The organism is Pseudomonas sp. UBA7500, from assembly GCF_002478435.1.
GTDB lineage: Bacteria > Pseudomonadota > Gammaproteobacteria > Pseudomonadales > Pseudomonadaceae > Aquipseudomonas > Aquipseudomonas palmensis.
The window spans coordinates 14,519-40,863 of sequence record NZ_DLNW01000051.1; the positions used below are offsets into that span (position 1 = coordinate 14,519).

The window sequence follows — 26,345 nt, forward strand, 5'->3', positions numbered from 1 at the left end:
TATTCGCAACTTGGAGGAAATGAACCATGTCCACGGAAAAAGCTAAGTACGGCGTACATTCCGAAGCCGGCAAACTGCGCAAAGTGATGGTTTGCTCCCCAGGCCTGGCTCACCAGCGCCTGACCCCGAACAACTGCGACGAACTGCTGTTCGACGACGTACTCTGGGTCGCCCAGGCCAAGCGCGACCACTTCGACTTCGTGACCAAGATGCGCGAGCGCGGCATCGAAGTGCTGGAAATGCACAACCTGCTGACCGACATCGTCGCGATGCCCGAAGCACTGGACTGGATTCTGGAGCGCAAGGTCACCGCCGACTCGGTGGGCCTGGGCCTGATCAACGAAGTGAAATCCTGGCTGCGCAGCCTGGAGCCGCGACACATCGCCGAGTACCTGATCGGCGGCGTCTCGGCCGATGACCTGCCCGACAGCTTCGGTGGCAAGACCATCCAGATGTTCCGCGACTTCCTGGGCCACTCCAGCTTCATCCTGCCGCCGCTGCCCAACACCCAGTTCACCCGCGACACCACCTGCTGGATCTACGGCGGCGTGACGCTGAACCCGATGTACTGGCCGGCGCGTCGCCAGGAGACCCTGCTGACCACCGCCATCTACAAGTTCCACCCGCAGTTCACCAATGCCGATTTCGAGATCTGGTACGGCGACCCGGACAAGGACCACGGCAACTCCACCCTCGAAGGCGGCGACGTGATGCCTATCGGCAACGGCGTGGTACTGATCGGCATGGGCGAACGCACGTCGCGTCAGGCCATCGGCCAACTGGCGCTGAACCTGTTCAAGAACAAGGCCGTGGAACGCGTGATCGTGGCCGGGCTGCCGAAGTCCCGCGCTGCGATGCACCTGGACACCGTGTTCAGCTTCTGCGACCGCGACCTGGTCACGATCTTCCCCGAAGTGGTGAACCAGATCGTCGCCTTCACCCTGCAACCCGACGAAAGCAAGCAGGGCGGCATCGACATCCGCCGCGAAGAAGCCAGCTTCCTCGATGTGGTGGCCAAGGCCCTCAAGCTGCCCAAGCTGCGCGTGGTTGAAACCGGTGGCAACAGCTTCGCCGCCGAACGCGAGCAGTGGGACGACGGCAACAACGTGGTGGCCGTGGAGCCGGGCGTGGTCATCGGCTACGACCGCAACACCTACACCAACACCCTGCTGCGCAAGGCCGGTGTCGAGGTCATCACCATCAGTGCCGGCGAACTGGGCCGCGGACGTGGGGGCGGCCACTGCATGACCTGCCCGATCGTGCGCGACCCAATCGACTACTAAAACGACCATCGTCCGGCCGCGCCCACAAGGCGCCGGCCGGGCCGATCAGCCCTTTGCGTTCTAAAAGAACAGGAGCAACATCATGGCGTTCAACATCCACAACCGCAGCCTGCTGAGCCTGGAACACCACACCCCGCGCGAGCTGCGCTACCTGCTGGACCTGTCCCGTGACCTCAAGCGTGCCAAGTACACCGGCACCGAGCAGCAGCACCTCAAGGGCAACAACATTGCGCTGATTTTCGAGAAGACCTCGACCCGCACCCGTTGCGCCTTCGAAGTGGCCGCCTATGACCAGGGCGCCAACGTCACCTACATCGACCCCAACTCCTCGCAGATCGGCCACAAGGAGAGCATGAAGGACACCGCCCGCGTGCTCGGGCGCATGTACGATGCCATCGAGTACCGTGGCTTCAAGCAGGAAGTGGTCGAGGAACTGGCCAAGTTCGCCGGCGTACCGGTGTTCAACGGCCTCACCGACGAATACCACCCCACCCAGATGATCGCCGACGTGCTGACCATGCGCGAGCATGCCGACAAGCCGATCCACGACATCAGCTACGCCTACCTGGGCGATGCGCGCAACAACATGGGCAACTCGCTGCTGCTGGTCGGCTCCAAGCTGGGCATGGACGTGCGTATCTGTGCGCCCAAGGCCCTGTGGCCGCATGACGACCTGGTGGCACGCTGCAAACAGTACGCAGAGGAAAGCGGTGCCCGCATCACCCTCACCGAAGACCCGAAAGCTGCGGTCAAGGGCGTGGACTTCATCCACACCGACGTGTGGGTATCGATGGGCGAGCCGGTCGAAGCCTGGGGCGAACGCATCAAGCAACTGCTGCCATACCAGGTCAACGCCGAGCTGATGAAGGCCACCGGCAACCCACGCACCAAGTTCATGCACTGCCTGCCGGCGTTCCACAACTCCGACACCAAGGTCGGCAAGCAGATCGCCGAGCAGTACCCGCACCTGGCCAACGGCATCGAAGTGACCGATGACGTGTTCGAGTCGCCGGCCTGCATCGCCTTCGAGCAGGCGGAAAACCGCATGCACACGATCAAGGCGATCCTGGTGTCGACCCTGGCCGACCTGTAACCCCGCCGGGAGCCGGCGCTGCCGGCTCCTGCACCCTAGAAAGGACATCATCATGCGTATCGTTGTTGCATTGGGCGGCAACGCCCTGCTGCGCCGCGGCGAGCCCCTGACCGCCGACAATCAGCGCGCCAACATCCGTATCGCCGCCGAACAGATCGCCAAGATCCACCCCGGCAACGAACTGGTCATCGCCCACGGCAACGGCCCGCAGGTCGGCCTGCTGTCGCTGCAGGCGCAATCCTACAAACCCGACGAAGCCTACCCGCTGGACGTGCTCGGTGCCGAAACCGAAGGCATGATCGGCTACATCATCGAACAGGAGCTGGGCAACCTGCTGGATTTCGAGGTGCCCTTCGCCACCCTGCTGACCCAGGTGGAAGTGGACGCCAACGACCCTGCCTTCAAGGACCCGACCAAGTTCATCGGCCCGGTCTACGGCAAGGAAGAAGCCGAGCGCCTGGCCAAGGAAAAAGGCTGGGTGGTCAAGGCCGACGGCGACAAGTTCCGCCGCGTGGTGGCCAGCCCCAAACCCAAGCGCATCTTCGAGATCCGCCCGATCAAGTGGCTGCTGGAAAAGAGCAGTATCGTGATCTGTGCCGGGGGTGGCGGCATCCCCACCATGTATGGTGAGAACGGCAAGCTGCAGGGCATCGAGGCGGTGATCGACAAGGACCTGTGCTCGTCGCTGCTGGCCGAACAGCTGGACGCCGACCTGCTGGTGATTGCCACGGACGTGAACGCGGCGTATGTCGACTTCAACAAGCCGACCCAGAAAGCCATCGCTCAGGCCCACCCGGACGAACTGGAGCGCCTGGGCTTTGCCGCAGGCTCCATGGGGCCGAAGGTGCAGGCCGCTTGCGACTTTGCCCGGCACACCGGCAAAGTAGCGGTTATCGGCTCGCTGGCCGATATCGAAGACATCGTCAAGGGCACTGCCGGCACTCGGGTGAGTACGTCCAAGCCGGGTATCGACTACCGTTGATGCAGTTGGGCGGATCTGCAGGTCCGCCCGTTTCAACCTTCCAGAGGAGCCGCCATGGCCATATTCGAACCCGGTCATCTGCACATCGAGCGCCATGCGCTGAACAAGGCCGATTACAGCTACAACCTGTGCATCGACTACAAGGTTGAGCAGGATCCCAAGGAAGGCAAAGGCATGAGTTTTCGCATGCATGGCACCATCGAGGACAAGCCGATGGACGAAACCTTCTTCATGCCCAAGGACCAGGCCTTCGACTTCGCGCGGCAGGCCTCGATCATCGCGCAGAAGTACGGCATGCCCAAAACCGCCAGCATCAGCTCGCTGCACAAGATCTACGACATGATGTTCGAGGATGTGCGCGCACAGCTCGATGTGAAATCGGGCGACCCGGTCAAGCCCGAGCACCTAGGCTAGCTCACCACGACCTCATCGCGGGTCAAGCCCGCTCCCACAAAAATCACCTGCGCCTGTGGGAGCGGGCTTGACCCGCGATTCGACCGCACCACGCCCGCCAAGGCATACTTGCCATCCCGGCAAGCCAGAACATCCCCCCATGCGTATCCACGTCAGCTTCATCGACCGCGTCGGCATCACCCAGGAAGTGCTGGCCCTGCTCGGTGCCCGCCACCTCAACCTGGACGCCGTGGAGATGGTGCCGCCCAATGTCTACATCGACGCCCCGACCCTGAGCCCCGACGTGCTCGAAGAGCTGCATGACGCGCTGTTCAACGTGCACGGCGTGCAAAGCGTGAAAGTGGTCGACATCCTCCCCGGCCAGCGCCGCCACCTGCAGCTCGATGCCCTGCTCGCCGCCATGAGCGACCCGGTCCTGGCCCTGGACAGCGCCGGCCATGTGCTGCTGGCCAACCCCGCATTGATCGCCCTGTGCGGCCAGGACCCGGAGGGCCGCTCGGTGGGTGAGCTGTTCGGCGACCCGCAACTGCTCGATGCGCTGATCGAACAGGGTTTCCACCTGCCCCTGCGCGAAGTCACCCTCAACGGCCAGACCCTGCTGCTCGACGCCACCCCGATCACCAACGCCGGCGCCCTGCTGACGCTGTACCAGGCCAACCGCATCGGCGAACGCCTGTCGGCCCTGCACCACGACCATGCCGAAGGCTTCGACGCGCTGCTCGGCGACTCGCCGCCCATCCGTACCCTCAAGGCCCGCGCCCTGCGTGTGGCGGCGCTGGATGCGCCGCTGCTGATCCACGGCGAGACCGGCACCGGCAAGGAACTTGTAGCCCGTGCCTGCCACGCCATCAGCAGCCGCCACAGCGCACCCTTCCTGGCACTGAACTGTGCGGCGCTGCCGGAGAACCTGGCCGAGAGCGAGCTGTTCGGCTACGCCCCCGGTGCCTTCACCGGCGCGCAACGCGGCGGCAAGCCGGGGCTGATGGAGCTGGCCAACCAGGGCACGGTGTTTCTCGATGAAATCGGCGAGATGTCGCCTTACCTTCAGGCCAAGCTGCTGCGGTTTCTGAGCGATGGCAGCTTTCGCCGCGTGGGCGGTGATCGCGAGGTCAAGGTCAACGTGCGCATCCTCAGCGCCACCCACCGCGACCTGGAAAAGATGGTTGCCGAAGGCAGTTTTCGCGAAGACCTGTTCTACCGCCTGAACGTGCTCAATCTGGAAGTGCCGCCGCTGCGCGAGCGTGGCCAGGACATCCTGATGCTGGCGCGTGCCTTCATGCGCCAGGCCTGCACGCAGATCCAGCGTCCGCTGTGCCGGCTGGCGCCGGGCACCTACCCGGCGTTGCTGGGCAACCGCTGGCCGGGCAACGTGCGCCAGTTGCAGAACGTGATCTTTCGCGCTGCGGCCATCTGCGAGAGCAGCCTGGTGGATATTGGTGACCTGGACATTGCCGGCACCTCGGTGGCGCGCCAAAGCGATGGTGAAGTGGCCAGCCTGGAGCAGGCCGTGGAGAACTTCGAGCGTGGCCTGCTGGAAAAGCTCTACGCCACCTACCCCTCCACCCGCCAGTTGGCCAGTCGCTTGCAGACTTCGCACACGGCTATCGCGCATCGGCTGCGCAAGTATGGCATTCCCGGAAAGGAAACCCTTCCGTAGCGAATTCGATACACCGTATCGATTTCGCTACATCGCCCGTTTGCCACTGTAATGCAAGGTTTTGATCCCTCTGCGCTTTTTCAATACTCGACAGGTGTAGCGATTTCGCTACGACCTGGATAACGAGCACCGCTGGCAAATACATAACCAATTGATTTGTAAGCATTTTTTATAAATGGCCACGAACTTGCTAAGGAGATGTCAGTTCCGGGCTGGCCTGATGGTGAGCCCTACCGCACCCCTGAGGAGTTCCCATGAGCGAGTTGCGTTTTACCGAAGATCACGAATGGCTGCGCGCCGAAGCCGACGGCAGCGTCACGGTCGGGATCACCGCCTTTGCCCAGAACGCACTGGGTGACGTGGTCTATGTGCAACTGCCGGAACTGCAAACCTACGAAGCCGGGGCCGAAGCCTCCACCGTCGAATCGGTCAAAGCCGCCAGCGGCGTGTACATGCCGCTGACCGGTGAAGTGGTGGCAGTCAACGAACAGCTGCAGGACAGCCCCGAGCTGGTCAACGAAGACCCGCTGGGCGAAGGCTGGTTCTTCCGCTTCATCCCGGCCGATGCCGGCGCCGTCGCGCAACTGCTCGACCAGGACGCCTACGACCGTCTGATCAAAGCCAACGCCGACGCCTGAGGAAATCACCATGACCATCAACCTCGGCACCGCCAATCAGTTCATCGCCCGTCATATCGGCCCGCGCGACACCGACGAGCAGGCCATGCTCGCCACCCTGGGCTTCGACTCGCTGGAGGCCATGAGCGCCGCCGTGATCCCCGACAGCATCAAGGGCACCAGCGTGCTCGAGCTCGGTGACGGGCAGAGCGAAGCCGATGCCCTGGCCTCGCTCAAGGCCATCGCCGGCAAGAACCAGCTGTTCAAGAGCTTCATCGGCCAGGGCTACTACAACACCCACACCCCGGCACCGATCCTGCGCAACCTGCTGGAAAACCCGGCCTGGTACACCGCCTATACCCCCTATCAGCCCGAGATTTCCCAGGGCCGCCTGGAAGCGCTGCTGAACTTCCAGACCCTGATCAGCGACCTCACCGGCTTGCCGATCGCCAACGCCTCCCTGCTCGACGAAGCCACGGCCGCCGCCGAAGCCATGACGTTCTGCAAGCGCCTGAGCAAGAACAAGGGCAGCCACGCCTTCTTCGCCTCGGTGCATTGCCACCCGCAGACCCTCGACGTGCTGCGCACCCGTGCCGAGCCGCTGGGCATCGAGGTGGTGGTGGGCGACGAGCGCGAGCTGGGCGACGTGAGCGCCTTCTTCGGCGCCCTGCTGCAGTACCCGGCCAGCAACGGCGAGGTGTTCGACTACCGCGAACTGGTGGAGCGCCTGCACGCCGCCAACGCGCTGGTGGCGGTAGCCGCCGACCTGCTGGCGCTGACCCTGCTGACCCCGCCGGGCGAATTCGGCGCCGACGTGGCCATCGGCAGCGCCCAGCGCTTCGGCGTGCCGCTGGGCTTCGGCGGCCCGCATGCGGCGTACTTCTCCACCCGCGATGCGTTCAAGCGCGACATGCCAGGGCGCCTGGTCGGCGTGTCCATCGACCGCTTCGGCAAGACCGCCCTGCGCCTGGCCATGCAGACCCGCGAGCAGCACATCCGCCGCGAGAAGGCCACCAGCAACATCTGCACCGCCCAGGTACTGCTGGCCAACATCGCCAGCATGTACGCCGTGTACCACGGCCCGCAGGGCCTCAAGCAGATCGCCCAGCGCACTCACCAGCTGACCGCGATCCTGGCCAGCGGCCTCAAGGCACTGGGCGTGAACGTGCAGAACGCCGCGTTCTTCGACACCCTGACCCTGGCCACCGGCGGCGCGACTGCCGCGCTGCATGAACAGGCGCGCGCCCGCCAGCTCAACCTGCGCCAGATCGATGCCGACCACCTGGGCCTGTCGCTGGATGAAACCAGCACCCAGGCCGATGTCGAGGCCCTGTGGCAGTTGTTCGCCAATGGCCAGGCCGTACCGGACTTCGCCGCGCTGGCCGCTGCCACGCCAGCACGACTGCCGGCCGCCCTGCTGCGCCAGTCGGCCATCCTCGAACACCCGGTGTTCAACCGCTACCACAGCGAAACCGAACTGATGCGCTACCTGCGCAAGCTGGCCGACAAGGACCTGGCGCTGGACCGCACCATGATCCCGCTGGGCTCGTGCACCATGAAGCTCAACGCCGCCAGCGAAATGATCCCGGTGACCTGGGCCGAGTTCGGCAACCTGCACCCCTTTGCCCCCGCCGAGCAGAGCCAGGGCTACCAGCAACTGACCGACGAGCTGGAGGCCATGCTGTGCGCCGCCACTGGCTATGACGCCGTGTCGTTGCAGCCCAACGCCGGTTCGCAGGGCGAGTACGCCGGCCTGCTGGCGATCCGCGCCTACCACCAGAGCCGGGGCGATGCCCGCCGCGATATCTGCCTGATTCCCTCGTCGGCCCACGGCACCAACCCGGCCACCGCACACATGGCCGGCATGCGCGTGGTGGTCACTGCGTGCGATGCCCGTGGCAACGTCGACATCGACGACCTGCGCGCCAAGGCCATCGAGCACCGCGACCAGTTGGCCGCGCTGATGATCACCTACCCGTCCACCCACGGTGTGTTCGAGGAGGCCATCGGCGAGATCTGCGCGATCATCCACGACAACGGCGGCCAGGTGTACATCGACGGCGCCAACATGAACGCGATGGTCGGCCTGTGCGCCCCGGGCAAGTTCGGCGGCGACGTGTCCCACCTGAACCTGCACAAGACCTTCTGCATCCCCCACGGCGGTGGCGGCCCGGGCGTCGGCCCGATCGGCGTCAAGGCGCACCTGGCGCCGTTCCTGCCGGGCCATGCGCACCTGCACAACCCCCAGGGCGCGGTATGCGCAGCGCCGTTCGGCAGTGCCAGCATCCTGCCGATCACCTGGATGTACATCCGCATGATGGGCGGCGCCGGGCTCAAGCGTGCGTCGCAGATGGCGATCCTGAATGCCAACTACATCGCCCGCCGCCTGGAAGAGCACTATCCTGTGTTGTACACCGGCGGCAATGGCCTGGTGGCGCACGAGTGCATCCTGGACCTGCGCCCGCTCAAGGACAGCAGCGGCATCAGCGTCGACGACGTGGCCAAGCGCCTGATCGACTTCGGCTTCCATGCCCCGACCATGTCGTTCCCGGTGGCCGGCACGTTGATGATCGAGCCGACCGAGAGCGAGGCCAAGGAGGAACTGGACCGCTTCTGCAACGCCATGATCTGTATTCGCGAAGAGATTCGCGCAGTGGAGAACGGCAGCCTGGACAAGGACGACAACCCGCTGAAGAACGCCCCGCACACCGCGGCCGAGCTGGCCGGCGAATGGCCCCACGGCTATAGCCGCCAGCAGGCGGTGTACCCGCTGCCATCGCTGGTGGAGGCCAAGTACTGGCCACCCGTGGGGCGTGTCGACAACGTGTTCGGCGACCGCAACCTGATCTGCGCCTGCCCGTCGATCGAAAGCTATCAGGACGCCTGAGGGCCTCTTCGCCGGCAAGGCCGGCTCCTGCAGAGCCCGCGCGCATCTGTAGGGGCCGGCCTTGCCGGCGAAGCTTTTCAACCTGCACGAGGGTACGACCATGTCACTCAGCGTCTTCGACCTGTTCAAGATCGGCATCGGCCCCTCCAGCTCCCATACCGTCGGGCCGATGCGCGCAGCCGCGCGTTTTGCCGAGGGCCTGCGCCGCGACGACCTGCTGGCCAGTACCGCCAGCGTCAAGGTCGAGCTGTACGGCTCGCTCGGCGCCACCGGCAAGGGCCACGGCAGCGACAAGGCGGTGCTGCTGGGGCTTGAGGGCGAACACCCCGACAGCGTCGACACCGACACCATCGCAGCGCGCCTGCAGGCGATCCGCAGCAGCGGGCAGCTCTACCTGCTGGGCGAGCACGCCATCGAGTTCAACGAAAAACAGCACCTGGCGATGATCCGCAAGCCGCTGGCCTTTCACCCCAACGGCATGATCTTTCGTGCCTTCGACGCCGCCGGCCTGCAGGTACGCAGCCGCGAGTACTACTCGGTGGGCGGCGGTTTCGTGGTCGACGAAGGCGCCGCCGGGGCCGACCGTATCGTCGAGGACAGCACCACACTGCCCTACCCGTTCAAGACGGCCCGGGAACTGCTTGGCCACTGCACCACGCATCACCTGAGCATCAGCCAGGTGATGCTGGCCAACGAATCGGCCTGGCGCCCCGAGGCCGAGACCCGCAGCGGCCTGCTGCACATCTGGCAAGTGATGCAGGACTGCGTGGCTGCCGGCTGTCGCAACGAGGGTATTCTGCCCGGCGGGCTCAAGGTCAAGCGCCGCGCTGCGGCCCTGCACCGCCAGCTGTGCGCCAACCCCGAGGCGAGCCTGCGCGATGCGCTGTCGGTACTCGACTGGGTCAACCTCTATGCCCTGGCGGTCAACGAAGAAAACGCCTCCGGCGGTCGAGTGGTCACCGCACCCACCAATGGCGCTGCCGGCATCGTGCCGGCGGTGCTGCACTACTACATGCGCTTCATCGGGGGTGCCAGCGAAGACGGCGTGGTGCGCTTTCTGCTCACCGCCGCTGCCATCGGCATCCTGTATAAGGAAAACGCCTCGATCTCGGGGGCCGAAGTGGGCTGCCAGGGTGAGGTCGGGGTGGCCTGTTCGATGGCAGCCGGGGCCCTGTGCGAGGTGCTGGGCGGCAGCGTGCAACAGGTCGAGAACGCCGCCGAAATCGGCATGGAACACAACCTGGGCCTGACCTGCGACCCGATTGGCGGGCTGGTCCAGGTGCCCTGCATCGAACGCAATGCCATGGGCTCGGTCAAGGCGATCAACGCGGTGCGCATGGCCTTGCGCGGCGACGGGCAGCACTTCGTCTCGCTCGACAAGGTGATCCGCACCATGCGCCAGACCGGCGCCGACATGAAAAGCAAATACAAGGAGACCGCCCGCGGCGGTCTGGCCGTCAACATCATCGAGTGCTGACAACCTCAAGCCTCTAGAAGGAGTCATCAATGTCCACCGACACACTGCTGCAAACACCGCTTCATGCCCTGCATCTGGAACTGGGCGCGCGCATGGTGCCGTTCGCCGGCTACGACATGCCCGTGCAGTACCCGCTGGGGGTGCTCAAGGAGCACCTGCACACCCGCGAACAGGCCGGCCTGTTCGACGTGTCGCACATGGGCCAGATCCGCCTGGTGGGCGCCGATGCCGCCAAGGCCCTGGAAACCCTGGTGCCGGTCGACATCATCGATTTGCCGGTGGGCATGCAACGTTACGCGATGTTCACCAACGAACAGGGCGGCATCCTCGACGACCTGATGGTGGCCAACCTGGGCAACGACGAACTGTTCCTGGTGGTCAACGCCGCCTGCAAGGACCAGGACCTGGCCCACCTGCGCCAGCACATCGGCACGCTGTGCCAGGTGCAGCCGCTGTTCGAAGAGCGTGCCCTGCTGGCCCTGCAGGGCCCGGCGGCGGTCAAGGTGCTGCAGCGCCTGACCCCCGAGGTGGCGGACATGACCTTCATGCAGTTCAAGCCCGTGGTGTTGCTGGGCGTGGACTGCTACGTGAGCCGTTCGGGCTACACCGGTGAAGACGGCTTCGAGATCAGTGTGCCCAGCGCCAGCGCCGAGGCCCTGGCCCGTCACCTGCTGGCCGAGCCGGAAGTGGCCGCCATCGGCCTGGGCGCGCGCGACTCGCTGCGCCTGGAAGCCGGCCTGTGCCTGTACGGGCATGACATGAATGCCGACACCACGCCGATCGAGGCGAGCCTGCTGTGGGCCATCTCCAAGGTACGCCGCGCCGATGGCTCGCGGGCGGGAGGCTTCCCCGGCGCTGCTGCGATCTTCGCCCAGCAGCACAGCGGCGTGGCGCGCAAGCGCGTCGGCCTGCTGCCGCAGGAGCGCACCCCGGTGCGCGAAGGGGCCGAGATCGTGGATGAGGCCGGCACGGTGGTCGGCAGCATCTGCAGCGGAGGCTTCGGGCCCACGCTGGGCGCGCCAGTGGCGATGGGATATGTGGACCAGGCCCATGCAGCGCTCGATACACCGCTGTGGGCCATCGTGCGCGGCAAACGGGTGGCGATGAAGGTCAGCAAGATGCCGTTCGTTGCCCAGCGCTACTATCGCGGCTGAAACAGCGCAATTGAAACAAGGTGTCATGGCGCGTTCGGGATATTCGTTTTCGAACGCGTTTTACAACTTTCGAACACGCCCGACAGCGGCCCGCAAACAGCCCCGGAAATTTCCCGCCAGGCCCCGTGGTGCGGCGCTCTGCGGGACTTGTTTTTGCAATCGAAATGAGTGTAGATTCACTGCACTGTGTTTGCATGGGTCGCTATGGTTCGTGACCTGGGCAGTAGCGCCGAGTTTTGCTACAACCCGTTCGACGTCTCTTACTTTCCTGCAACCCAGCCCAGTACTCTTTCAATGAAAGAAACTGTTACTAATTCTAAGTTTCAAAGGAAATAAGACAATGTCCCAACGTCAGAGCGGTACCGTCAAGTGGTTTAACGACGAGAAAGGTTTTGGTTTCATCACTCCAGAAAGCGGTCCGGATCTGTTCGTACACTTCCGCGCTATTCAGGGCAACGGCTTCAAGAGCCTGAAAGAAGGCCAGAAAGTGACCTTCGTTGCTGTGCAGGGCCAAAAAGGCATGCAAGCCGACGAAGTTCAAGCCGAAGCCTGATCTTCATCAACGAAAGAGCCCCTGCTGGCAACAGCAGGGGCTTTTTTGTGCGCGCAATTCCGTAGAATGGGCGCTTTGTCACCCGGAGCCTGAGCGCATGCCCAAGCAACTTCTTCAACCACAGGGCGAGTTCCCCGTGGTCGGCCTGGGCCGTCGCCTGGCCGCGATGTTCTATGACTTCCTGTTGTGCACCGCCCTGCTGATGGTGACCACGCTGGTGTACAAGATGGTGCAGATGGCGATCATCGGCGAGACGCGCATGCGCGCCCTGACCGAGGCGGGGGCGCTGGATGGCGATCCATTGCTGTCGACCGTTCTGCTGTTCATGCTGTTCGGCTTCTTCGCCAAGTTCTGGACCCACGGCGGCCAGACCCTTGGCATGCAGGTATGGGGCATCCGCGTGCAGAATGCCGACGGCAGTGCCATCAGCCTGTGGCAGGCACTGCTGCGCTTTGTGGTGTCGATTGCGTCGTGGCTGTGCCTGGGCCTGGGGTTTCTGTGGTCGCTGGTGGACAAGAAAAAACGCGCCTGGCATGACATGTACTCGGAAACCCAGCTGGTGCGGATTCCCAAGCGCAAGAAGTAGAACCGCAGCGCACCGTTCGCCGGCATAGGCAACCAATGAAAAAGCCGACCCTGAGGTCGGCTTTTTGTTGGCCAGGGTAATCGCTACCCCGCCCTGCGTAGCAACCACACCCCCGCCAGCGCACAGATTGCCGCCGGGATCACCACCGCCAGCAGCGGCGGGAAGCCGAACACCTGGCTCGAAGGGCCCAGCAGGTCCTGGGCGATGCGGAACACGAAGCCCACCAGCACCCCGGTGAACACCCGCTGGCCCAGCGTCACCGAACGCAGCGGGCCGAAGATGAACGACACCGCCATCAGTACCAGCGCCGCCGTGACCACCGGTTGCAGCACCTTGGTCCAGAACGCCAGCCAGTAGCGCGCGTTGTTCAGGCCCTGGTCGGAGAGGTAATGAATGTAGTCCCACAGCCCGCTGATCGACAGCGACTCGGGCGCCAGTACCACGGTGCTGAGCAGCTCGGGGGTCAGCGCGACGTCCCAGCGCTCCTCGGCATTGTGGATGACTTCGGTGTGGTCCCCACGGAAGTGCGTGGTGGTCACGTCGGTCAGTTCCCAGTGGCCCTGGGTGTATTGCGCCCTGCGCGCAAAGCTGGAGGTCTGCATGTGACGCTCGTTGTCGAAGCGATAACGCGTCACGCCCAGCAACAGCCCATTGGGCTGCACGGTGTTGATGTGCACGAACTCTTCGCCCTGACGGTGCCACAGGCCGCGCTTGGAGCTTTGCGCCTCACCGCCACCCTGCGCCAGCGAACGGTCGGCCTGGGCCTTGTTCTCGGTCACGGGTGCCAGGTACTCGCCCATCAGCACGCCGATCAGCATCAGTACCAGCATCGGCTTCATGACCGCCCACACGATGCGCCCGATGGACACGCCGGCAGCGCGCATGATGGTCAGTTCGCTGCTGCTGGCCAGGCTGCCCAGGCCGATCAGGCAGCCGATCAGCGCGGCCATCGGCAGCATGTCGTACAGGCGCCGTGGCGCGGTCAGCAGCACGTAGTTGCCCGCGTCCCACAAGGTGTAGGTATCGCTGATGTCGCCCATCTCGTCGATGAAGGCGAACAGCGACGCCAGGCCGAGGATGATCCCCAGCACGGCGAGGATGGCCATGAACACGCTCTGGCCGATGTAGCGATCGAGTTTAGCCACGGGCCACCTCCGCACGACGGCTGGCGCGCTTGAGGCGCAGCGGTTCCCAGAACATCAGGCCCAGGCCGATCAGCAGGAACAGCCCATGCACCGGCCACAGGCCCAGGCCGATCGGCAACTTGCCTTTCTCCAGGGCGCCGCGGGCGGCAATCAGAATCGTCAGGTAAGCCATATACAGAAGGATCGCCGGCAGCAGCTTGAGGAAACGGCCCTGGCGCGGGTTGACCCGCGACAGCGGCACCGCCATCAGGGTCACGATGAACACCAGCAGCGGCAGCGACAGGCGCCACTGCAGTTCGGCACGCTCGCGCAGCCCGGTACTGCCGATCAGTTCGGACGTCGGAATGGCCTCGCGCTCGGTGACTTCCTGGCTGACCTCCGGCTTGGGCAGCAGCACACCGTAGGTGTCGTACTTGATGGCGCGGTAATCGGCCTGGCCCGGGTTGCCGTCGTAGCGGTAGCCGTTTTCAAGGATCAGGTAGCGGTTGCCGTCGGCCTGCACTTCCTGACGGCCCTTTTCGGCCACCAGCACGGAGATGCCACGGTCCTTGCTCTTGTCCTGGGACAGGCGCTTCTCGGAAATGAACACGCCAGCCAGCTTTGAACGGTCATCCGACAGCTGCTCGGTGTAGGTGACCCGCGAACCGTCGCGCAGGTTCTGGAAGCGGCCCGGCACCAGGGTGTCGAACTCGGTCAGCGCATCCTGCTGGTTGATGATCTGCGATACCTGGGTCACGCCCTGGGGCGCCAGGCTCAGGCTCAGCCAGGCCACCAGCACCGCGATCAGTGCCGCCGGCATCAGGGTCATGCCCAGCAGGCGCTGCTGGCTCATGCCGGTTGCCGAGAGCACGGTCATCTCGCTTTCCAGGTACAGCCGGCCGTAGGCCAGCAGGATGCCCAGAAACAGGCCCAGCGGCAGGATCAGTTGCAGAAAGCCCGGCAGGCGGTAGCCCATGATCAGGAACAGTACGCCCGGATCGAGCATGCCCTGGGCCGCCTGGGCCAGGTATTTGATGAAGCGCCCGCTCATGATGATGACCAGCAGCACAGCGCTGACGGCACTCAAGGTCACCAGGACCTCGCGGGACAGATAACGGAAGACGATCAAACCAGACACTCCTGGGTTGTCAGGCTCGGACAGCCGAACAAGGGAAAACGTTGCAACCAAGATAGTCGCCCGCCCGCCAAAGGCGAACCCGGACAAAAGTGCGCGCATTATCCTGTGAATGGCCGTGCCTGTCACTTGGCGCCGTGCAAAGCTTCATCTCGGGGTTGTCAGCGCGCCCGCCGCAGGCTCAAACTGGGCGCTTTCTGACTGGCCCGCCACGGCGCGCCAGGCCGCTTCGAGCGCCTGCACCGCCAGCGCGCACTGACAGTTCATTCGGGGACCCTGACATGGAATTGGTTGTAAAAAGCGTAGCCGCAGCATCCTTGAAAACCGCCACCCTGGTACTGAGCGTGGGTGAAGGCCGCACACTGGGCGCTACCGCCAAGGCCGTGGACGACGCCAGCAACGGCGCCCTGAGCGCAGTGCTCAAGCGCGGCGACCTGGCCGGCAAGGTCGGCCAGACCCTGCTGCTGCAAGGCCTGGCCGGGGTCAAGGCCGAGCGCGTATTGCTGGTGGGGACCGGCAAGGACGCCCTTGCCGACCGCGCCTGGCGCAAGCTGGCGGGCAGCGTGCTCAACGTGCTCAAGGGCCTGGCTGGCAGCGATGCGGTGCTGGCACTGGACGACGTTGCCGTGACCGGCCGCGATGCCAACTACGGCAAGGTACGCCTGCTGGCCGAGAGCCTGCTCGATGGTCAATATGTATTCGATCATTACAAGAGCAAGAAGGCCGAGCCGATCGCCCTGAAGAAGATCACCCTGCTCAGCGACAAGGCCGGCCTGGCCGAGGTGGAGCGCGCCGTCAAGCACGCCACCGCGATCGCCAACGGCATGGGCTTCACCCGCGACCTGGGCAACCTGCCGCCGAACATCTGCCACCCAAGCTACCTGGCCGAACAGGCCAAGGCGCTGGGCAAGGAGTTCAAGGGCCTCAAGGTCGAGGTGCTGGACGAGAAGAAGATCAAGGACCTGGGCATGGGCGCGTTCTACGCCGTGGGCCAGGGCAGCGATCAGCCGCCACGCCTGATCGTGCTCAGCTACCAGGGCGCCGCCAAGAAGAGCGAGAAGCCTTACGTACTGGTGGGCAAGGGCATCACCTTCGACACCGGCGGCATCAGCCTCAAGCCCGGTGCCGGCATGGATGAAATGAAGTACGACATGGGCGGTGCAGCCAGCGTGTTCGGCACCCTGCGTGCCGTGCTCGAACTCAAGCTGCCGATCAACCTGGTGTGTGTACTGGCCTGTGCCGAGAACATGCCCAGCGGTGGCGCCAGCCGTCCGGGCGACATCGTCACCACCATGAGCGGGCAGACCGTCGAAATCCTCAACACCGACGCCGAAGGCCGCCTGGTGCTGTGCGACGCACTGACCTACGTGGAGCGCTTCAAGCCGCAGGCAGTGATCGACATCGCCACCCTGACCGGCGCCTGCATCGTCGCCCTGGGCAGCCATACCTCGGGCCTGATGGGCAACGACGACGAACTGATCGGCCAACTGCTGGACGCCGGCAAGCGTGCCGACGACCGCGCCTGGCAACTGCCGCTGTTCGACGAGTACCAGGAGCAGCTCGACAGCCCGTTCGCCGACATCGCCAACATCGGCGGCCCGAAGGCGGGCAGCATTACCGCCGGCTGCTTCCTGTCGCGCTTTGCCAAGGCCTACCACTGGGCCCACCTGGACATCGCCGGCACGGCCTGGACCAGCGGCGGCAAGGACAAGGGCGCCACTGGCCGCCCGGTACCGCTGCTGACCCAATACCTGCTCGACCGCGCCAACGCCTGAGGCGCCGTCCACCGGCCGCACTGCAAGGCGTAGCCGGTGGGCCACCCCACCATGAGCAAAGTCGACTTCTATATCCTGCCCAGCCCCGCGCCTGCCGCGCGGCTGGATTTCGCCTGCAAGCTGTGCGAAAAGGCCTGGCGCCTTGGGCACCGCGTGTACCTCAACTGCAGCGATGCGGCCCAGCGCGACGAGCTGGATGCGCGGCTGTGGGCGTTCAAGGGCGAGGCCTTCGTGCCCCACAGCGCGCTCGAGGACGACCCGCACGGCGCGGTGGCGCTGGGGGTCGGTGACGACCCGGGCGATCATCAGGACCTGCTGGTCAATCTCGACCTGAAGGTACCCGGTTTTGCCGCACGCTTTGCCCGCATTGCCGAGATCGTGGTGGAGGAGCCGGCCATTCGTGCGGCGGCGCGGGAGAGTTTCCGTTTCTACCGTGAACAGGGCTATGCTCTGCAAGACCACCGTTTACAGCGACTCTGATGATGGACAAACCTGCCCCCATGCCAAAACCTGCGCATTTGCTGGACGATCTGGAGTCGATTCGCCAGTTGCTGGGTGACGATGCCCTGGAACCGCCACTGCTGACCGAAACCGTCGAGGAGCAGATACCGTTGCTGCTCGAGCCGGCCGAACCGGCAGCGCGGGCCCCGGTGGCTGCCGAGCCGGCTGCCGAGCCCGACCCGCAGGCGCGCCGCCAGGACACCCTGCTGCACCTGGACAGCGAACTGCGCGCGGCGGCGCAGTTGATCATGCAGGATGTGATCAAGGACTTTACCCCGCATATCGAGAACGAGATCAAGCGGCGCCTGGATGCCCGCCTGGAGCGGTTGTTGAACTCACGCTCGTAATCAAAAACGGGGGGCGAGCCTTTGGCTCGCTTCGCCGGCAAGGCCGGCTCCTACGTGAAGAATTCCCCACAGTTTTTTGCCCCACTCCCGCACCTCACGCTACGCCCCGGCCCTTATCCCCGCTATACTTCTCGGCTTTCCTGAATAAATGCCATAGGGTCCCGCCGCGCATGGATAAGACCTACCAGCCGCACGCCATTGAAACTTCCTGGTACAACACCTGGGAGTCAGAGAATTATTTCGCCCCGCAAGGCGCGGGCGATTCGTACACCATCATGATCCCGCCGCCGAACGTGACCGGCAGCCTGCACATGGGTCACGGCTTCAACAACGCGATCATGGACGCCCTGATCCGTTTTCGCCGCATGCAGGGTCGCAACACCCTGTGGCAACCAGGCACCGACCACGCCGGCATCGCCACGCAGATGCTGGTGGAGCGTCAACTGGAGGCCAAGGGCCAGAACCGTCACGACCTGGGCCGCGACAAATTCCTCGAGAAAGTCTGGGAATGGAAGGATCAGTCCGGTGGCAACATCAGCCGCCAGATCCGCCGCCTGGGCTCGTCGGTAGACTGGAGCCGCGAGCGCTTCACCATGGACGACGGCCTGTCCGAAGCGGTCAAGGAAGCCTTCGTGCGCCTGCATGAAGATGGCCTGATCTACCGCGGCAAGCGCCTGGTCAACTGGGACACCAAGCTGCACACGGCGATCTCCGACCTCGAAGTGGAAAGCCACGACGAGAAAGGCCATCTGTGGAACCTGCGCTACCCGCTGGCCGACGGTGCCACCACGGCCGACGGCAAGGACCACCTGGTGGTCGCCACCACCCGTCCGGAAACCCTGCTCGGCGACGCCGCCGTGGCCGTCAACCCGAACGACGAGCGCTACCAGGCGCTGATCGGCAAGTTCGTCAAGCTGCCGCTGGTCGGTCGCCTGATCCCGATCATCGCCGATGACTACTGCGACCCCGAATTCGGCACCGGCTGCGTGAAGATCACCCCGGCCCACGACTTCAACGACTACGAAGTCGGCAAGCGCCACAACCTGCCGCTGCTCAACATCTTCGACAAGAACGCTGCGGTGCTGCCGGCAGCCCAGGTGTTCAACCTCGACGGCAGCCTGAACGAAAGCCTGGACGCCAGCCTGCCTGCCGCCTACGCCGGCCTCGACCGCTTCGTGGCGCGCAAGCAGATCGTTGCCGACCTGGATGCCGCAGGCCTGCTGGTCAGCGTCGACGACCACGCCTTGAAAGTGCCCAAGGGCGACCGCTCCGGCACCATCATCGAGCCATGGCTGACCGACCAGTGGTACGTGTCGACCAAGCCGCTGGCCGAGCCTGCGATCGCCGCTGTCGAAGACGGCCGCATCCAGTTCGTGCCCAAGCAGTACGAGAACATGTATTTCTCCTGGATGCGCGACATCCAGGACTGGTGCATCAGCCGCCAGCTGTGGTGGGGCCACCGCATTCCGGCCTGGTACGACGTGTCGGGCAAGGTCTATGTGGGGCGCAGCGAAGAAGAAGTGCGCGCCAAGCACCAGCTGGGCGACGACGTGGTCCTGAACCAGGACAACGACGTGCTCGACACCTGGTTCAGCTCGGGCCTGTGGACATTCTCCACCCTGGGCTGGCCGCAGCAGACCGAATTCCTCAAGACCTTCCACTCCACCGACGTGCTGGTGACCGGTTTCGACATCATCTTCTTCTGGGTTGCCCGGATGATCATGTTGACCATGCACCTGGTGAAGAACGAGGACGGCACCCCGCAGGTGCCGTTCAAGACCGTGTACGTGCATGGTCTGGTTCGTGATGGCCAGGGCCAGAAGATGTCCAAGTCCAAGGGCAACGTGCTCGACCCGCTGGACATCGTCGATGGCATCACCCTGGACGCGCTGCTGGAGAAACGCACCAGCGGTCTGATGCAGCCCAAGCTGGCCGACAAGATCGCCAAGCAGACCAAGGCCGAGTTCCCCGAAGGCATCGCCAGCTACGGCACCGATGCCCTGCGCTTCACCTTCTGCTCGCTGGCGTCCACCGGTCGCGACATCAAGTTCGACATGGGCCGCGTCGAAGGCTATCGCAACTTCTGCAACAAGATCTGGAACGCCGCGCGCTACGTGCTGGACAAGGGCGAGGACTGCGGCCAGAACGGCGAGGCCTACGAGCTGTCGCTGGCCGACCGCTGGATCATCTCGCAGCTGCAGCGCACCGAAGCCGAAGTGACCCGCCAGCTGGACCAGTTCCGCTTCGACCTGGCCGCCCAGGCGCTGTACGAGTTCATCTGGAACCAGTACTGCGACTGGTATCTGGAGCTGTCCAAGCCGGTACTGTGGGACGAGAACGCACCGGTCGAACGCCAGCGCGGCACCCGTCGCACCCTGGTCCGCGTGCTGGAAGTGGCGCTGCGCCTGGCGCACCCGTTCATGCCGTTCATCACCGAGGAAATCTGGCAGCGCCTGGCGCCGCTGGCCGGTATCGAAGGCAAGACCATCATGCTGCAGCCGTGGCCGGTGGCCAACGAAAGCCGCATCGATGAAGCGGCCGAAGGCGATATCGAGTGGCTCAAGGAACTGATGCTGGGCGTGCGCAACATCCGTGGCGAAATGAACATCGGCCCGGGCAAGCCATTGCAGCTGTTCCTCAAGAACGCCAGTGCCGAAGACGTGCGTCGCCTGCAGGAAAACGAAGCACTGCTCAAGAAGCTGGCCAAGATCGAATCCTTCACCGTGCTGGGCGAGCAGGACGAGGCGCCACTGAGCGCCACCGCCCTGGTCGGTGACCTGCAGGTGCTGGTGCCGATGGCCGGGCTGATCGACAAGGATGCCGAGCTGGCGCGTCTGAACAAGGAAATCCAGCGCCTGCAAGGCGAAGTGCAGCGGGTGGGCGGCAAGCTGTCCAACCCGGCGTTCGTCGACAAGGCGCCGCCTGCGGTGATCGACAAGGAGCGCGCCAAGCTGGCCGAGGCCGAACAGGCCCTGGCCAACTTCACCGAGCAGCATGCGCGGATTGCCGCCTTGTAATAGCGCTGATCACAGCGACGCCATCGCGGGTCAAGCCCGCTCCCACCAGGAACTGTGCATGCAGCCCTGTGGGAGCGGGCTTGACCCGCGATGCTTTTCACCGGACACAAACATGACCACACCCAACAAACCCACCCTGCACCCGCGCAACCGCCACCAGGGTCGCTACGACTTCCCGCAACTGATCAAGAGCAGCCCCGAGCTGGGCCGCTTCATGATCACCAACCCCCACGGCAAGCCGAGCATCGATTTCGCCGACCCCGAGGCAGTGCGCGTATTCAACCGCGCCCTGCTCAAGGCCCAGTACGGCATCCAGCACTGGGACATCCCGGCCGACTACCTGTGCCCGCCCATACCCGGCCGCGCCGACTACCTGCATGGCCTGGCCGACCTGCTGGCCACCGACAACGATGGCGAGATTCCGCGGGGTGCGATGATCCAGGCACTGGATGTGGGGGTCGGGGCCAACTGCATCTATCCGCTGCTGGGTCACGTCGACTACCGCTGGCGCTTCCTGGGCTCGGACATCGACCCGGTGGCCCTGGGCGCCGCCAAGGCCATCGTGCAAGCCAACGGGCTGGGCAAGGTCATCAGCCTGCGCCAGCAGGGCAATGCGCGGCAGATCCTCGCCGGCCTGCTAAAGAGCGACGAACGCTTCGACGTCACCCTGTGCAACCCGCCCTTCCACGCCTCGCGTGACGAAGCCACCCGTGGCAGCCAGCGCAAATGGCGGGCGCTGGGCAAGGCCGACCCCAAGCGCAAGCTGCCGGTACTGAACTTTGGGGGGCAGAACAACGAGCTGTGGTGCGAAGGCGGTGAAATCCGCTTTGTCAGCCAGCTGGTGAATGAAAGCGTGGCCCTGGGCCAACAGGTGCTGTGGTTCAGCAGCCTGGTGTCGAAGGCATCGAACCTGCCGGGTATCGAGGCGGCCCTGAACAAGGCCGGCGCAGTAGAGCACCGCGTGCTGGAGATGGGCCAGGGGCAGAAGCAGAGCCGCCTGGTGGCCTGGACCTTCCAGACACCTCAGGCGCGCGCTGCGTGGCGCCAGCTGCGCTGGACGAAACCCGCCCCCTAGGGGCATGCGCAGCACCCACAAAAAAACCGCGCCTGGCTCGCACCGGACGCGGTTTTCAGAAGCTGTTTACAATTACTTGTTTACAGCGTCGGTCAGCACTTTGGCTGGAACGAACTTGACGACTTTCTTGGCAGCGATTTCGATGGCTGCGCCAGTCGAAGGGTTACGACCGGTACGGGCAGGACGCTCGGTGATCTTCAGCTTGCCGATACCCGGCAGGGTGATTTCGCTGCCATTTTCCAGTTGATCAGCAACGATCTGGCCCAGTTGCTCCAGAGCGTTACGCGCGGTGGTTTTCGGCGCGTCGATAGCTTCGGCGATATCGGCGATCAGTTGGTCTTTGGTCAATGCCATGGTGGTGTTCCTTCCCTATCAAATTCAGTTGGTTTGCAGAGTGCAGCGTCAGCCATCGGCCCAGACCCGCGAGTCTTCGGCGGTCCGGGGTATATCCATTGCCAATCGCGTATGTAGATACACAAAAATGCGTTTGGTTCGACGTGACATCAGCGGTCTGCCAGCAATGCGCCACACGCGGTGCGCAAGACCGGGCAAAACTACCACACGAAGCGATAAATATCCGCCTCCCACAGGCCAAATGTTCTGGTTTTTCGGGGGTTTGCAGCAAATTTCGCAAAAAATCGCACAAAAAATGAACAACCCTTGCGTCGACACACATCCATACCCTGCTCAAGCCCCCGGCTGGGTTACACTTGGCCGCTTTGCAGCGCCGTATGTCGCGCCCTATTTTCAGCCGAGAATCCCATGCCGATCCGTCATTGCATCGTCCACCTGATCGACAAGAAACCCGATGGCAGCCCTGCCGTGCTGCACGCACGCGACTCGGAACTGGCCGAGTCGACCGCCATCGAGAACCTGCTGGCCGACCTCAACGACAGCTACAACGCCAAACAGGGCAAAGCCTGGGGCCTGTTCCACGCCGAGTCCGGCGCCCATCCGTTCAGCGGCTGGCTGAAGGAATACCTGGATGAAGGCAAGACCTTCACCGCCTTCAGCCGCGTGGCCGTCGAGCACCTGCAGAAGCTGATGGAAGAGTCGAACCTGTCCACCGGTGGCCACGTACTGTTCGCCCACTACCAGCAAGGCATGACCGACTACCTGGCCATCGCCCTGCTGCACCACAGCGAAGGTGTGGCGGTGAACGCCGACCTGGACGTGACCCCCTCGCGCCACCTGGACCTGGGCCAGCTGCACCTGGCTGCTCGCATCAACATCTCCGAGTGGCAGAACAACAAGCAGTCCAAGCAGTACATCTCGTTCATCAAGGGCAAGAACGGCAAGAAGGTCTCGGAGTACTTCCGCGACTTCATCGGCTGCCAGGAAGGCGTCGACGGCCCGGGAGAGACCCGCACCCTGCTCAAGGCCTTCAGCGACTTCGTCGAGAGCGAGGACCTGCCCGAGGAAGCCGCCCGCGAAAAGACCCAGACCCTGGTCGAGTACGCCACCAGCCAGACCAAGGCAGGCGAGCCAGTGACCCTGAGCGAGCTGTCGGAACTGATCGACGAGGACCGCCCACGGGCCTTCTATGACCATATCCGCAACAAGGACTACGGCCTGTCGCCGGAGATCCCGGCCGACAAGCGCACCCTGAACCAGTTCCGCCGCTTCACCGGCCGCGCCGAGGGCCTGTCGATCAGCTTCGAGGCACACCTGCTGGGCTCGAAGATCGAGTACGACGAAGAGGCCGGCACCCTGATCATCAAGGGCCTGCCCACCCAGCTCACCGATCAGCTCAAGCGTCGCAAGGACTGAGCCCCGTCCAGGAGGCCACCAGTGCCTCCTTGGCCGACTTGCGCAGCTTCTTCACCAGGCGTTCCTGGCGCAGCGCCTCGGCCTTGTCCGGCCAGGCTTCCACATACACCAGCGCCACTGCCGGGCTGGTGCTGAAGTAACGCGCACCGCGGCCGCTCTGATGCGCATTGAAACGGCGCTCGGGGTTGTCGCTGATGCCGCAGTACAACGAACCGTTGGCGGTGCGTACCAGATAGACATACCAGGGTTTGCGAGAGGTGGGGGTTTCGGTCACGGGCATCTGCGTACAGGGGTGAAGGCGACAGCTTACCCCGTCAACGCCCGGCCTGAAATGCGCGCAGGCCTTTTGCCGCCTGTTGGCGAATCTTGCCCTGTACCAGCGGTGTCCAGCCCAGCAGCAGGCCCTTGGTACCCAGCGCCTGGCGAGCCCAGCGCCACAGGTCGAAATGATCGTGATGCTCGACGATCAACCCGTCGCGGATCACGAAACGTGCCTGAATGTCGTTGACCACCACGCGACCGGTCTGGCTGAACAGGTAGGTGGCCACCCAGTGCGCAGTGGCGCTGCGCTCGTCGGCGCGCACGCTGTCGAAGGTCAGGGAGAAATCCTTGGCGCGACTGGCGAGCATGCGCCACATGTCGGCGGCGTCCTTGCCACGCAGGGTACCGAAGGCCGGGTCGCTGAACACCACCTCGGGGCTGTAGCAGGCGACCATGGCCTCGGCGTCGAGGCGCTGGAAGGCCTGGTAGAAACGTGTGATCAGCGCGATGTTGGCGTCGCTCATGGGCGCGGTCCATTACAGGGGAACGGACGTGAACGATAGGCCGAGTGATGGCTGAAAGCTACGGGTATATACGGTGCGAATGATGTGCCCCATCGCAGGTCAGGCCCGCTCCCACAGGTGCAGTGCAGACCCGCGATGGCAGCCACGCGAAGTCAGACCCGTTCGCTGACCACACCCACCTGCAACGCCCGCCCGGCCTTGAGCCCGAAACCGATCGCACCCACGCCCAGCACCGCGAAGATCCAGCCCACCGCGTCCCAGCCACCGGTCACGTCATGCACCAGGCCTACCGCGAACGGCCCCATCGAGGCCAGGGTATAGCCGATGCCCTGGGCCATGCTCGACAGGTTGGCCGCCACATGCGAGTCCTTCGACCGCAACACGATCAGGGTCAGCGCCAGGGCAAAGGTGCCGCCCTGCCCGATACCCAGTACCACCGCCCAACCCCACAGCCCGCCTAACGGGGCATACAGGCAGCCGAACAGGCCGGCCAGGGTCAGCAGCATCACCAGCACGATGGCCAGGCGCTGGTCCTTGCCACGGGTGGCCAGCCACGGCGCGGTCAGGGCACTGGCCAGTTGCACGATCACCGAACCGGACAGCACCAGCCCGGCCTCGGTCGGGCTCAGGCCACGGCCGATCAGAATCGAGGGCAGCCAGCCGAACACGATGTACGCCAGCGACGACTGCAGGCCCATGTACAGGGTCACCTGCCAGGCCAGCGGATCGCGCAGCAGCCCCCTCACCCGATAAGCCACCGCATGCTTGCCATGCCCGTGGCGCGCCTGGGGCAGCCAGAACAGCGCCGCCACCACCGCCGGAATCAGCCAGACACCCAGGCCCAGCGCCCAACTGTCGTCGAAGTGCTGGCTCAACGGCACGGTGGCGCCGGCCGCCAGGGCCGCGCCCAGGCACAGGGCCATGGTGTACACGCCGGTCAGGGCGCCGGCATGCTTGGGGAAGTCGCGCTTGACGATGCCCGGCAGCAGCACGCCAATCACGCCGATGCTGGCCCCGGCCAGGATGCTGCCGGCAAACAGCCCCACACTGCCCAGCGAGCTGCGCAGCAAGATGCCGCACGCCAGCGTGAGCAGAATGCCCAGCACCACCCGCTCGCTGCCGAAGCGACGCGCCAGGATCGGTGCCAGCGGCGCGAACAGGCCCAGGCACAGTACCGGCAGCGTGGTCAGCAGGCCGGCCTGCGAAGCACTCAGCCCCAGGCTGTCGGACACCTGCCCGAGCAACGGCGCCATGCTCGACAGCGCCGGGCGCAGGTTCAGTGCCACCAGTACCAGCCCCAGCAGCAACAGCCACGGGCGCTGCAGCACGGCGGGCGGTTGCAGCTGGGCGTCGTCGGCTTCGGCGTCGATCAGGAGTTCTTCGAGCGGCGGGTTGGGTTTGGGCATGGCTGTCTCTGCGTCAGGCTTCATTGATAAGGGTTCTGCTCAGGGCCTTGGCCCGTTCCGGGTCGCGTTGCTCGACCGCCCGCAGGATTTCGCGGTGCAGGTCGAACACGCCCTGGCAACGCGATTCGCGCATGTTGTGGTGCACGGCGCACGCCACCACGGCGGAGAAGTAGCGGTACAGCTCGCTCAATGCCGGGTTGTGTGCGGCGTCCACCAGGCGCTGGTGAAACACCAGGTCGCAGGCCACGTAGCTGTCGAGGTCGTCGTGAAAGTGCTCGGCGCTGTGCTGCAGGGCTTCATGCAGCCCCTTGAGGTCGTCGTCGGTGCGGCGCAGCGCCGCCAGCCCGATGGCCTCGGCTTCGAGGATGTGCCGGGTTTCGCGGGCCTGCTCGAGGCTGCAACGCGACAGCACCTGCACGGTGGCCAGCGGGTCGACATTGGCGCGCAGGTAGGTGCCGTCGCCCTGGCGCACTTCGACCAGGCCGCTGAAGGCGAGCACGCGCATCGCTTCACGCACGGTATTGCGGCTGATGCCCAGTTCCAGGGCCAGTTCGGGCTCGGTGGGCAGGCGCTGGCCGACGGCCCAGGCGCCATCGGCGACGCGCTGGCGCAGTTGTTCGACGGCCTGCTCGACAAGGGAGCGTTTGATGAGTTGAGTCATTGACGTGCTTACATCCAATCATCGGACGAATCTGAGGAGCGGAGAA

Annotated in this window: 24 protein-coding genes; 17 read left to right on the forward strand and 7 right to left on the reverse strand. The window is 64.6% G+C overall.

All coding sequences use genetic code 11. The annotated features are described in order from the left end of the window. The first annotated feature begins 26 nt into the window (after nucleotides 1-26). From arcA to B4I46_RS22125, 11 genes are all read left to right on the forward strand, one after another. Nucleotides 27-1,283, forward strand: a complete 1,257-nt coding sequence (gene arcA / locus B4I46_RS22075; RefSeq protein WP_043862423.1) for an arginine deiminase — start codon at nucleotides 27-29, stop codon at nucleotides 1,281-1,283. Nucleotides 1,284-1,365: 82 nt separating this feature from the next. Next, nucleotides 1,366-2,376: an ornithine carbamoyltransferase gene (locus tag B4I46_RS22080; RefSeq protein ID WP_043862424.1), complete on the forward strand. Its 1,011-nt coding sequence runs from the start codon at nucleotides 1,366-1,368 to the stop codon at nucleotides 2,374-2,376. Nucleotides 2,377-2,428: 52 nt separating this feature from the next. After that, complete coding sequence (arcC, locus tag B4I46_RS22085; protein ID WP_043862425.1) at nucleotides 2,429-3,358, forward strand: carbamate kinase; 930 nt, start codon at nucleotides 2,429-2,431, stop codon at nucleotides 3,356-3,358. A gap of 54 nt (nucleotides 3,359-3,412) precedes the next feature. After that, entirely contained in the window at nucleotides 3,413-3,772 is a 360-nt protein-coding gene (locus B4I46_RS22090; protein WP_043862426.1) for a DUF5064 family protein, read from the forward strand. Nucleotides 3,773-3,911: 139 nt separating this feature from the next. Further along, complete coding sequence (locus tag B4I46_RS22095) at nucleotides 3,912-5,429, forward strand: sigma-54-dependent transcriptional regulator (RefSeq protein ID WP_229589551.1); 1,518 nt, start codon at nucleotides 3,912-3,914, stop codon at nucleotides 5,427-5,429. Nucleotides 5,430-5,683: 254 nt separating this feature from the next. After that, nucleotides 5,684-6,067 (forward strand): glycine cleavage system protein GcvH, encoded by a 384-nt coding sequence (gcvH, locus tag B4I46_RS22100; RefSeq protein ID WP_043862428.1) that lies wholly within the window; start codon nucleotides 5,684-5,686, stop codon nucleotides 6,065-6,067. Between the two features lie 10 nt (nucleotides 6,068-6,077). Beyond that, nucleotides 6,078-8,933 carry an aminomethyl-transferring glycine dehydrogenase gene (gene gcvP, locus B4I46_RS22105; RefSeq protein WP_286901830.1) on the forward strand — a complete coding sequence of 952 codons (2,856 nt, stop codon included), beginning with the start codon at nucleotides 6,078-6,080 and terminating at the stop codon, nucleotides 8,931-8,933. A gap of 100 nt (nucleotides 8,934-9,033) precedes the next feature. Beyond that, nucleotides 9,034-10,410 carry an L-serine ammonia-lyase gene (locus tag B4I46_RS22110; RefSeq protein WP_078479978.1) on the forward strand — a complete coding sequence of 459 codons (1,377 nt, stop codon included), beginning with the start codon at nucleotides 9,034-9,036 and terminating at the stop codon, nucleotides 10,408-10,410. A 29-nt stretch (nucleotides 10,411-10,439) separates the two neighbouring features. Then, complete coding sequence (gene gcvT, locus B4I46_RS22115; protein ID WP_123752935.1) at nucleotides 10,440-11,564, forward strand: glycine cleavage system aminomethyltransferase GcvT; 1,125 nt, start codon at nucleotides 10,440-10,442, stop codon at nucleotides 11,562-11,564. Between the two features lie 340 nt (nucleotides 11,565-11,904). After that, complete coding sequence (locus B4I46_RS22120) at nucleotides 11,905-12,117, forward strand: cold-shock protein (protein WP_003175786.1); 213 nt, start codon at nucleotides 11,905-11,907, stop codon at nucleotides 12,115-12,117. Between the two features lie 97 nt (nucleotides 12,118-12,214). Beyond that, nucleotides 12,215-12,703, forward strand: a complete 489-nt coding sequence (locus B4I46_RS22125; protein WP_043862432.1) for an RDD family protein — start codon at nucleotides 12,215-12,217, stop codon at nucleotides 12,701-12,703. Nucleotides 12,704-12,786: 83 nt separating this feature from the next. Here B4I46_RS22125 and lptG read toward each other — a convergent pair whose 3' ends face one another. Further along, nucleotides 12,787-13,848, reverse strand: coding sequence for an LPS export ABC transporter permease LptG (lptG, locus tag B4I46_RS22130; protein ID WP_043862433.1), 1,062 nt, complete (start codon nucleotides 13,846-13,848; stop codon nucleotides 12,787-12,789). After that, entirely contained in the window at nucleotides 13,841-14,956 is a 1,116-nt protein-coding gene (lptF, locus tag B4I46_RS22135; protein ID WP_043862434.1) for an LPS export ABC transporter permease LptF, read from the reverse strand. The genes lptG and lptF overlap by 8 nt, the downstream gene beginning before the upstream one ends. A gap of 287 nt (nucleotides 14,957-15,243) precedes the next feature. Here lptF and B4I46_RS22140 point away from each other — a divergent pair, with 287 nt between their 5' ends. The 5 genes from B4I46_RS22140 to rlmF all read left to right on the forward strand — a co-directional run bounded on the left by B4I46_RS22140 (nucleotide 15,244) and on the right by rlmF (nucleotide 21,677). Next, the gene (locus tag B4I46_RS22140; RefSeq protein ID WP_054916377.1) at nucleotides 15,244-16,737 is read left to right on the forward strand and encodes a leucyl aminopeptidase; all 1,494 of its coding nucleotides are present in this window, start codon (nucleotides 15,244-15,246) and stop codon (nucleotides 16,735-16,737) included. 51 nt (nucleotides 16,738-16,788) lie between these two features. Next, complete coding sequence (locus B4I46_RS22145) at nucleotides 16,789-17,217, forward strand: DNA polymerase III subunit chi (RefSeq protein WP_043862523.1); 429 nt, start codon at nucleotides 16,789-16,791, stop codon at nucleotides 17,215-17,217. Between the two features lie 2 nt (nucleotides 17,218-17,219). Continuing rightward, nucleotides 17,220-17,585: a hypothetical protein gene (locus tag B4I46_RS22150; protein ID WP_043862436.1), complete on the forward strand. Its 366-nt coding sequence runs from the start codon at nucleotides 17,220-17,222 to the stop codon at nucleotides 17,583-17,585. A gap of 170 nt (nucleotides 17,586-17,755) precedes the next feature. Continuing rightward, nucleotides 17,756-20,602 carry a valine--tRNA ligase gene (locus B4I46_RS22155; protein WP_043862437.1) on the forward strand — a complete coding sequence of 949 codons (2,847 nt, stop codon included), beginning with the start codon at nucleotides 17,756-17,758 and terminating at the stop codon, nucleotides 20,600-20,602. A 112-nt stretch (nucleotides 20,603-20,714) separates the two neighbouring features. Next, a complete protein-coding gene (rlmF, locus tag B4I46_RS22160) occupies nucleotides 20,715-21,677 on the forward strand; it encodes a 23S rRNA (adenine(1618)-N(6))-methyltransferase RlmF (protein ID WP_210014153.1) in 963 nt (320 codons plus the stop codon). A 72-nt stretch (nucleotides 21,678-21,749) separates the two neighbouring features. On the opposite strand, the gene B4I46_RS22165 is transcribed toward rlmF, so the two are convergent. After that, a complete protein-coding gene (locus B4I46_RS22165) occupies nucleotides 21,750-22,031 on the reverse strand; it encodes an HU family DNA-binding protein (protein ID WP_009398256.1) in 282 nt (93 codons plus the stop codon). A 408-nt stretch (nucleotides 22,032-22,439) separates the two neighbouring features. Between B4I46_RS22165 and yejK the strand changes: the two genes are divergently transcribed. Further along, nucleotides 22,440-23,447 carry a nucleoid-associated protein YejK gene (yejK, locus tag B4I46_RS22170; protein ID WP_043862439.1) on the forward strand — a complete coding sequence of 336 codons (1,008 nt, stop codon included), beginning with the start codon at nucleotides 22,440-22,442 and terminating at the stop codon, nucleotides 23,445-23,447. Here the strand turns inward: yejK and B4I46_RS22175 are convergent. The 4 genes from B4I46_RS22175 to B4I46_RS22190 all read right to left on the reverse strand — a co-directional run bounded on the left by B4I46_RS22175 (nucleotide 23,428) and on the right by B4I46_RS22190 (nucleotide 26,299). After that, nucleotides 23,428-23,721, reverse strand: coding sequence for a GIY-YIG nuclease family protein (locus B4I46_RS22175; RefSeq protein ID WP_229589547.1), 294 nt, complete (start codon nucleotides 23,719-23,721; stop codon nucleotides 23,428-23,430). The genes yejK and B4I46_RS22175 overlap by 20 nt on opposite strands. A 40-nt stretch (nucleotides 23,722-23,761) precedes the next feature. Continuing rightward, a complete protein-coding gene (locus tag B4I46_RS22180) occupies nucleotides 23,762-24,232 on the reverse strand; it encodes a nuclear transport factor 2 family protein (RefSeq protein WP_043862441.1) in 471 nt (156 codons plus the stop codon). A gap of 152 nt (nucleotides 24,233-24,384) precedes the next feature. Beyond that, nucleotides 24,385-25,662 carry a CynX/NimT family MFS transporter gene (locus B4I46_RS22185; RefSeq protein ID WP_100633030.1) on the reverse strand — a complete coding sequence of 426 codons (1,278 nt, stop codon included), beginning with the start codon at nucleotides 25,660-25,662 and terminating at the stop codon, nucleotides 24,385-24,387. Then, the gene (locus tag B4I46_RS22190) at nucleotides 25,652-26,299 is read right to left on the reverse strand and encodes a FadR/GntR family transcriptional regulator (protein WP_286901890.1); all 648 of its coding nucleotides are present in this window, start codon (nucleotides 26,297-26,299) and stop codon (nucleotides 25,652-25,654) included. Before B4I46_RS22190 ends, B4I46_RS22185 begins: the two co-directional genes overlap by 11 nt. Between the last annotated feature and the right edge of the window lie 46 nt (nucleotides 26,300-26,345).

What these genes read in the sequence shown, in the direction of transcription:
- arcA (WP_043862423.1), top strand. Translation starts at nt 27, where the DNA reads ATGTCCACGGAAAAAGCTAAGTACGGCGTACATTCCGAAGCCGGCAAA.
- B4I46_RS22080 (WP_043862424.1), top strand. Translation starts at nt 1,366, where the DNA reads ATGGCGTTCAACATCCACAACCGCAGCCTGCTGAGCCTGGAACACCAC.
- arcC (WP_043862425.1), top strand. Translation starts at nt 2,429, where the DNA reads ATGCGTATCGTTGTTGCATTGGGCGGCAACGCCCTGCTGCGCCGCGGC.
- B4I46_RS22090 (WP_043862426.1), top strand. Translation starts at nt 3,413, where the DNA reads ATGGCCATATTCGAACCCGGTCATCTGCACATCGAGCGCCATGCGCTG.
- B4I46_RS22095 (WP_229589551.1), top strand. Translation starts at nt 3,912, where the DNA reads ATGCGTATCCACGTCAGCTTCATCGACCGCGTCGGCATCACCCAGGAA.
- gcvH (WP_043862428.1), top strand. Translation starts at nt 5,684, where the DNA reads ATGAGCGAGTTGCGTTTTACCGAAGATCACGAATGGCTGCGCGCCGAA.
- gcvP (WP_286901830.1), top strand. Translation starts at nt 6,078, where the DNA reads ATGACCATCAACCTCGGCACCGCCAATCAGTTCATCGCCCGTCATATC.
- B4I46_RS22110 (WP_078479978.1), top strand. Translation starts at nt 9,034, where the DNA reads ATGTCACTCAGCGTCTTCGACCTGTTCAAGATCGGCATCGGCCCCTCC.
- gcvT (WP_123752935.1), top strand. Translation starts at nt 10,440, where the DNA reads ATGTCCACCGACACACTGCTGCAAACACCGCTTCATGCCCTGCATCTG.
- B4I46_RS22120 (WP_003175786.1), top strand. Translation starts at nt 11,905, where the DNA reads ATGTCCCAACGTCAGAGCGGTACCGTCAAGTGGTTTAACGACGAGAAA.
- B4I46_RS22125 (WP_043862432.1), top strand. Translation starts at nt 12,215, where the DNA reads ATGCCCAAGCAACTTCTTCAACCACAGGGCGAGTTCCCCGTGGTCGGC.
- B4I46_RS22140 (WP_054916377.1), top strand. Translation starts at nt 15,244, where the DNA reads ATGGAATTGGTTGTAAAAAGCGTAGCCGCAGCATCCTTGAAAACCGCC.
- B4I46_RS22145 (WP_043862523.1), top strand. Translation starts at nt 16,789, where the DNA reads ATGAGCAAAGTCGACTTCTATATCCTGCCCAGCCCCGCGCCTGCCGCG.
- B4I46_RS22150 (WP_043862436.1), top strand. Translation starts at nt 17,220, where the DNA reads ATGGACAAACCTGCCCCCATGCCAAAACCTGCGCATTTGCTGGACGAT.
- B4I46_RS22155 (WP_043862437.1), top strand. Translation starts at nt 17,756, where the DNA reads ATGGATAAGACCTACCAGCCGCACGCCATTGAAACTTCCTGGTACAAC.
- rlmF (WP_210014153.1), top strand. Translation starts at nt 20,715, where the DNA reads ATGACCACACCCAACAAACCCACCCTGCACCCGCGCAACCGCCACCAG.
- B4I46_RS22165 (WP_009398256.1), bottom strand. Translation starts at nt 22,031, where the DNA reads ATGGCATTGACCAAAGACCAACTGATCGCCGATATCGCCGAAGCTATC.
- yejK (WP_043862439.1), top strand. Translation starts at nt 22,440, where the DNA reads ATGCCGATCCGTCATTGCATCGTCCACCTGATCGACAAGAAACCCGAT.
- B4I46_RS22180 (WP_043862441.1), bottom strand. Translation starts at nt 24,232, where the DNA reads ATGAGCGACGCCAACATCGCGCTGATCACACGTTTCTACCAGGCCTTC.
- B4I46_RS22185 (WP_100633030.1), bottom strand. Translation starts at nt 25,662, where the DNA reads ATGAAGCCTGACGCAGAGACAGCCATGCCCAAACCCAACCCGCCGCTC.
- B4I46_RS22190 (WP_286901890.1), bottom strand. Translation starts at nt 26,299, where the DNA reads ATGACTCAACTCATCAAACGCTCCCTTGTCGAGCAGGCCGTCGAACAA.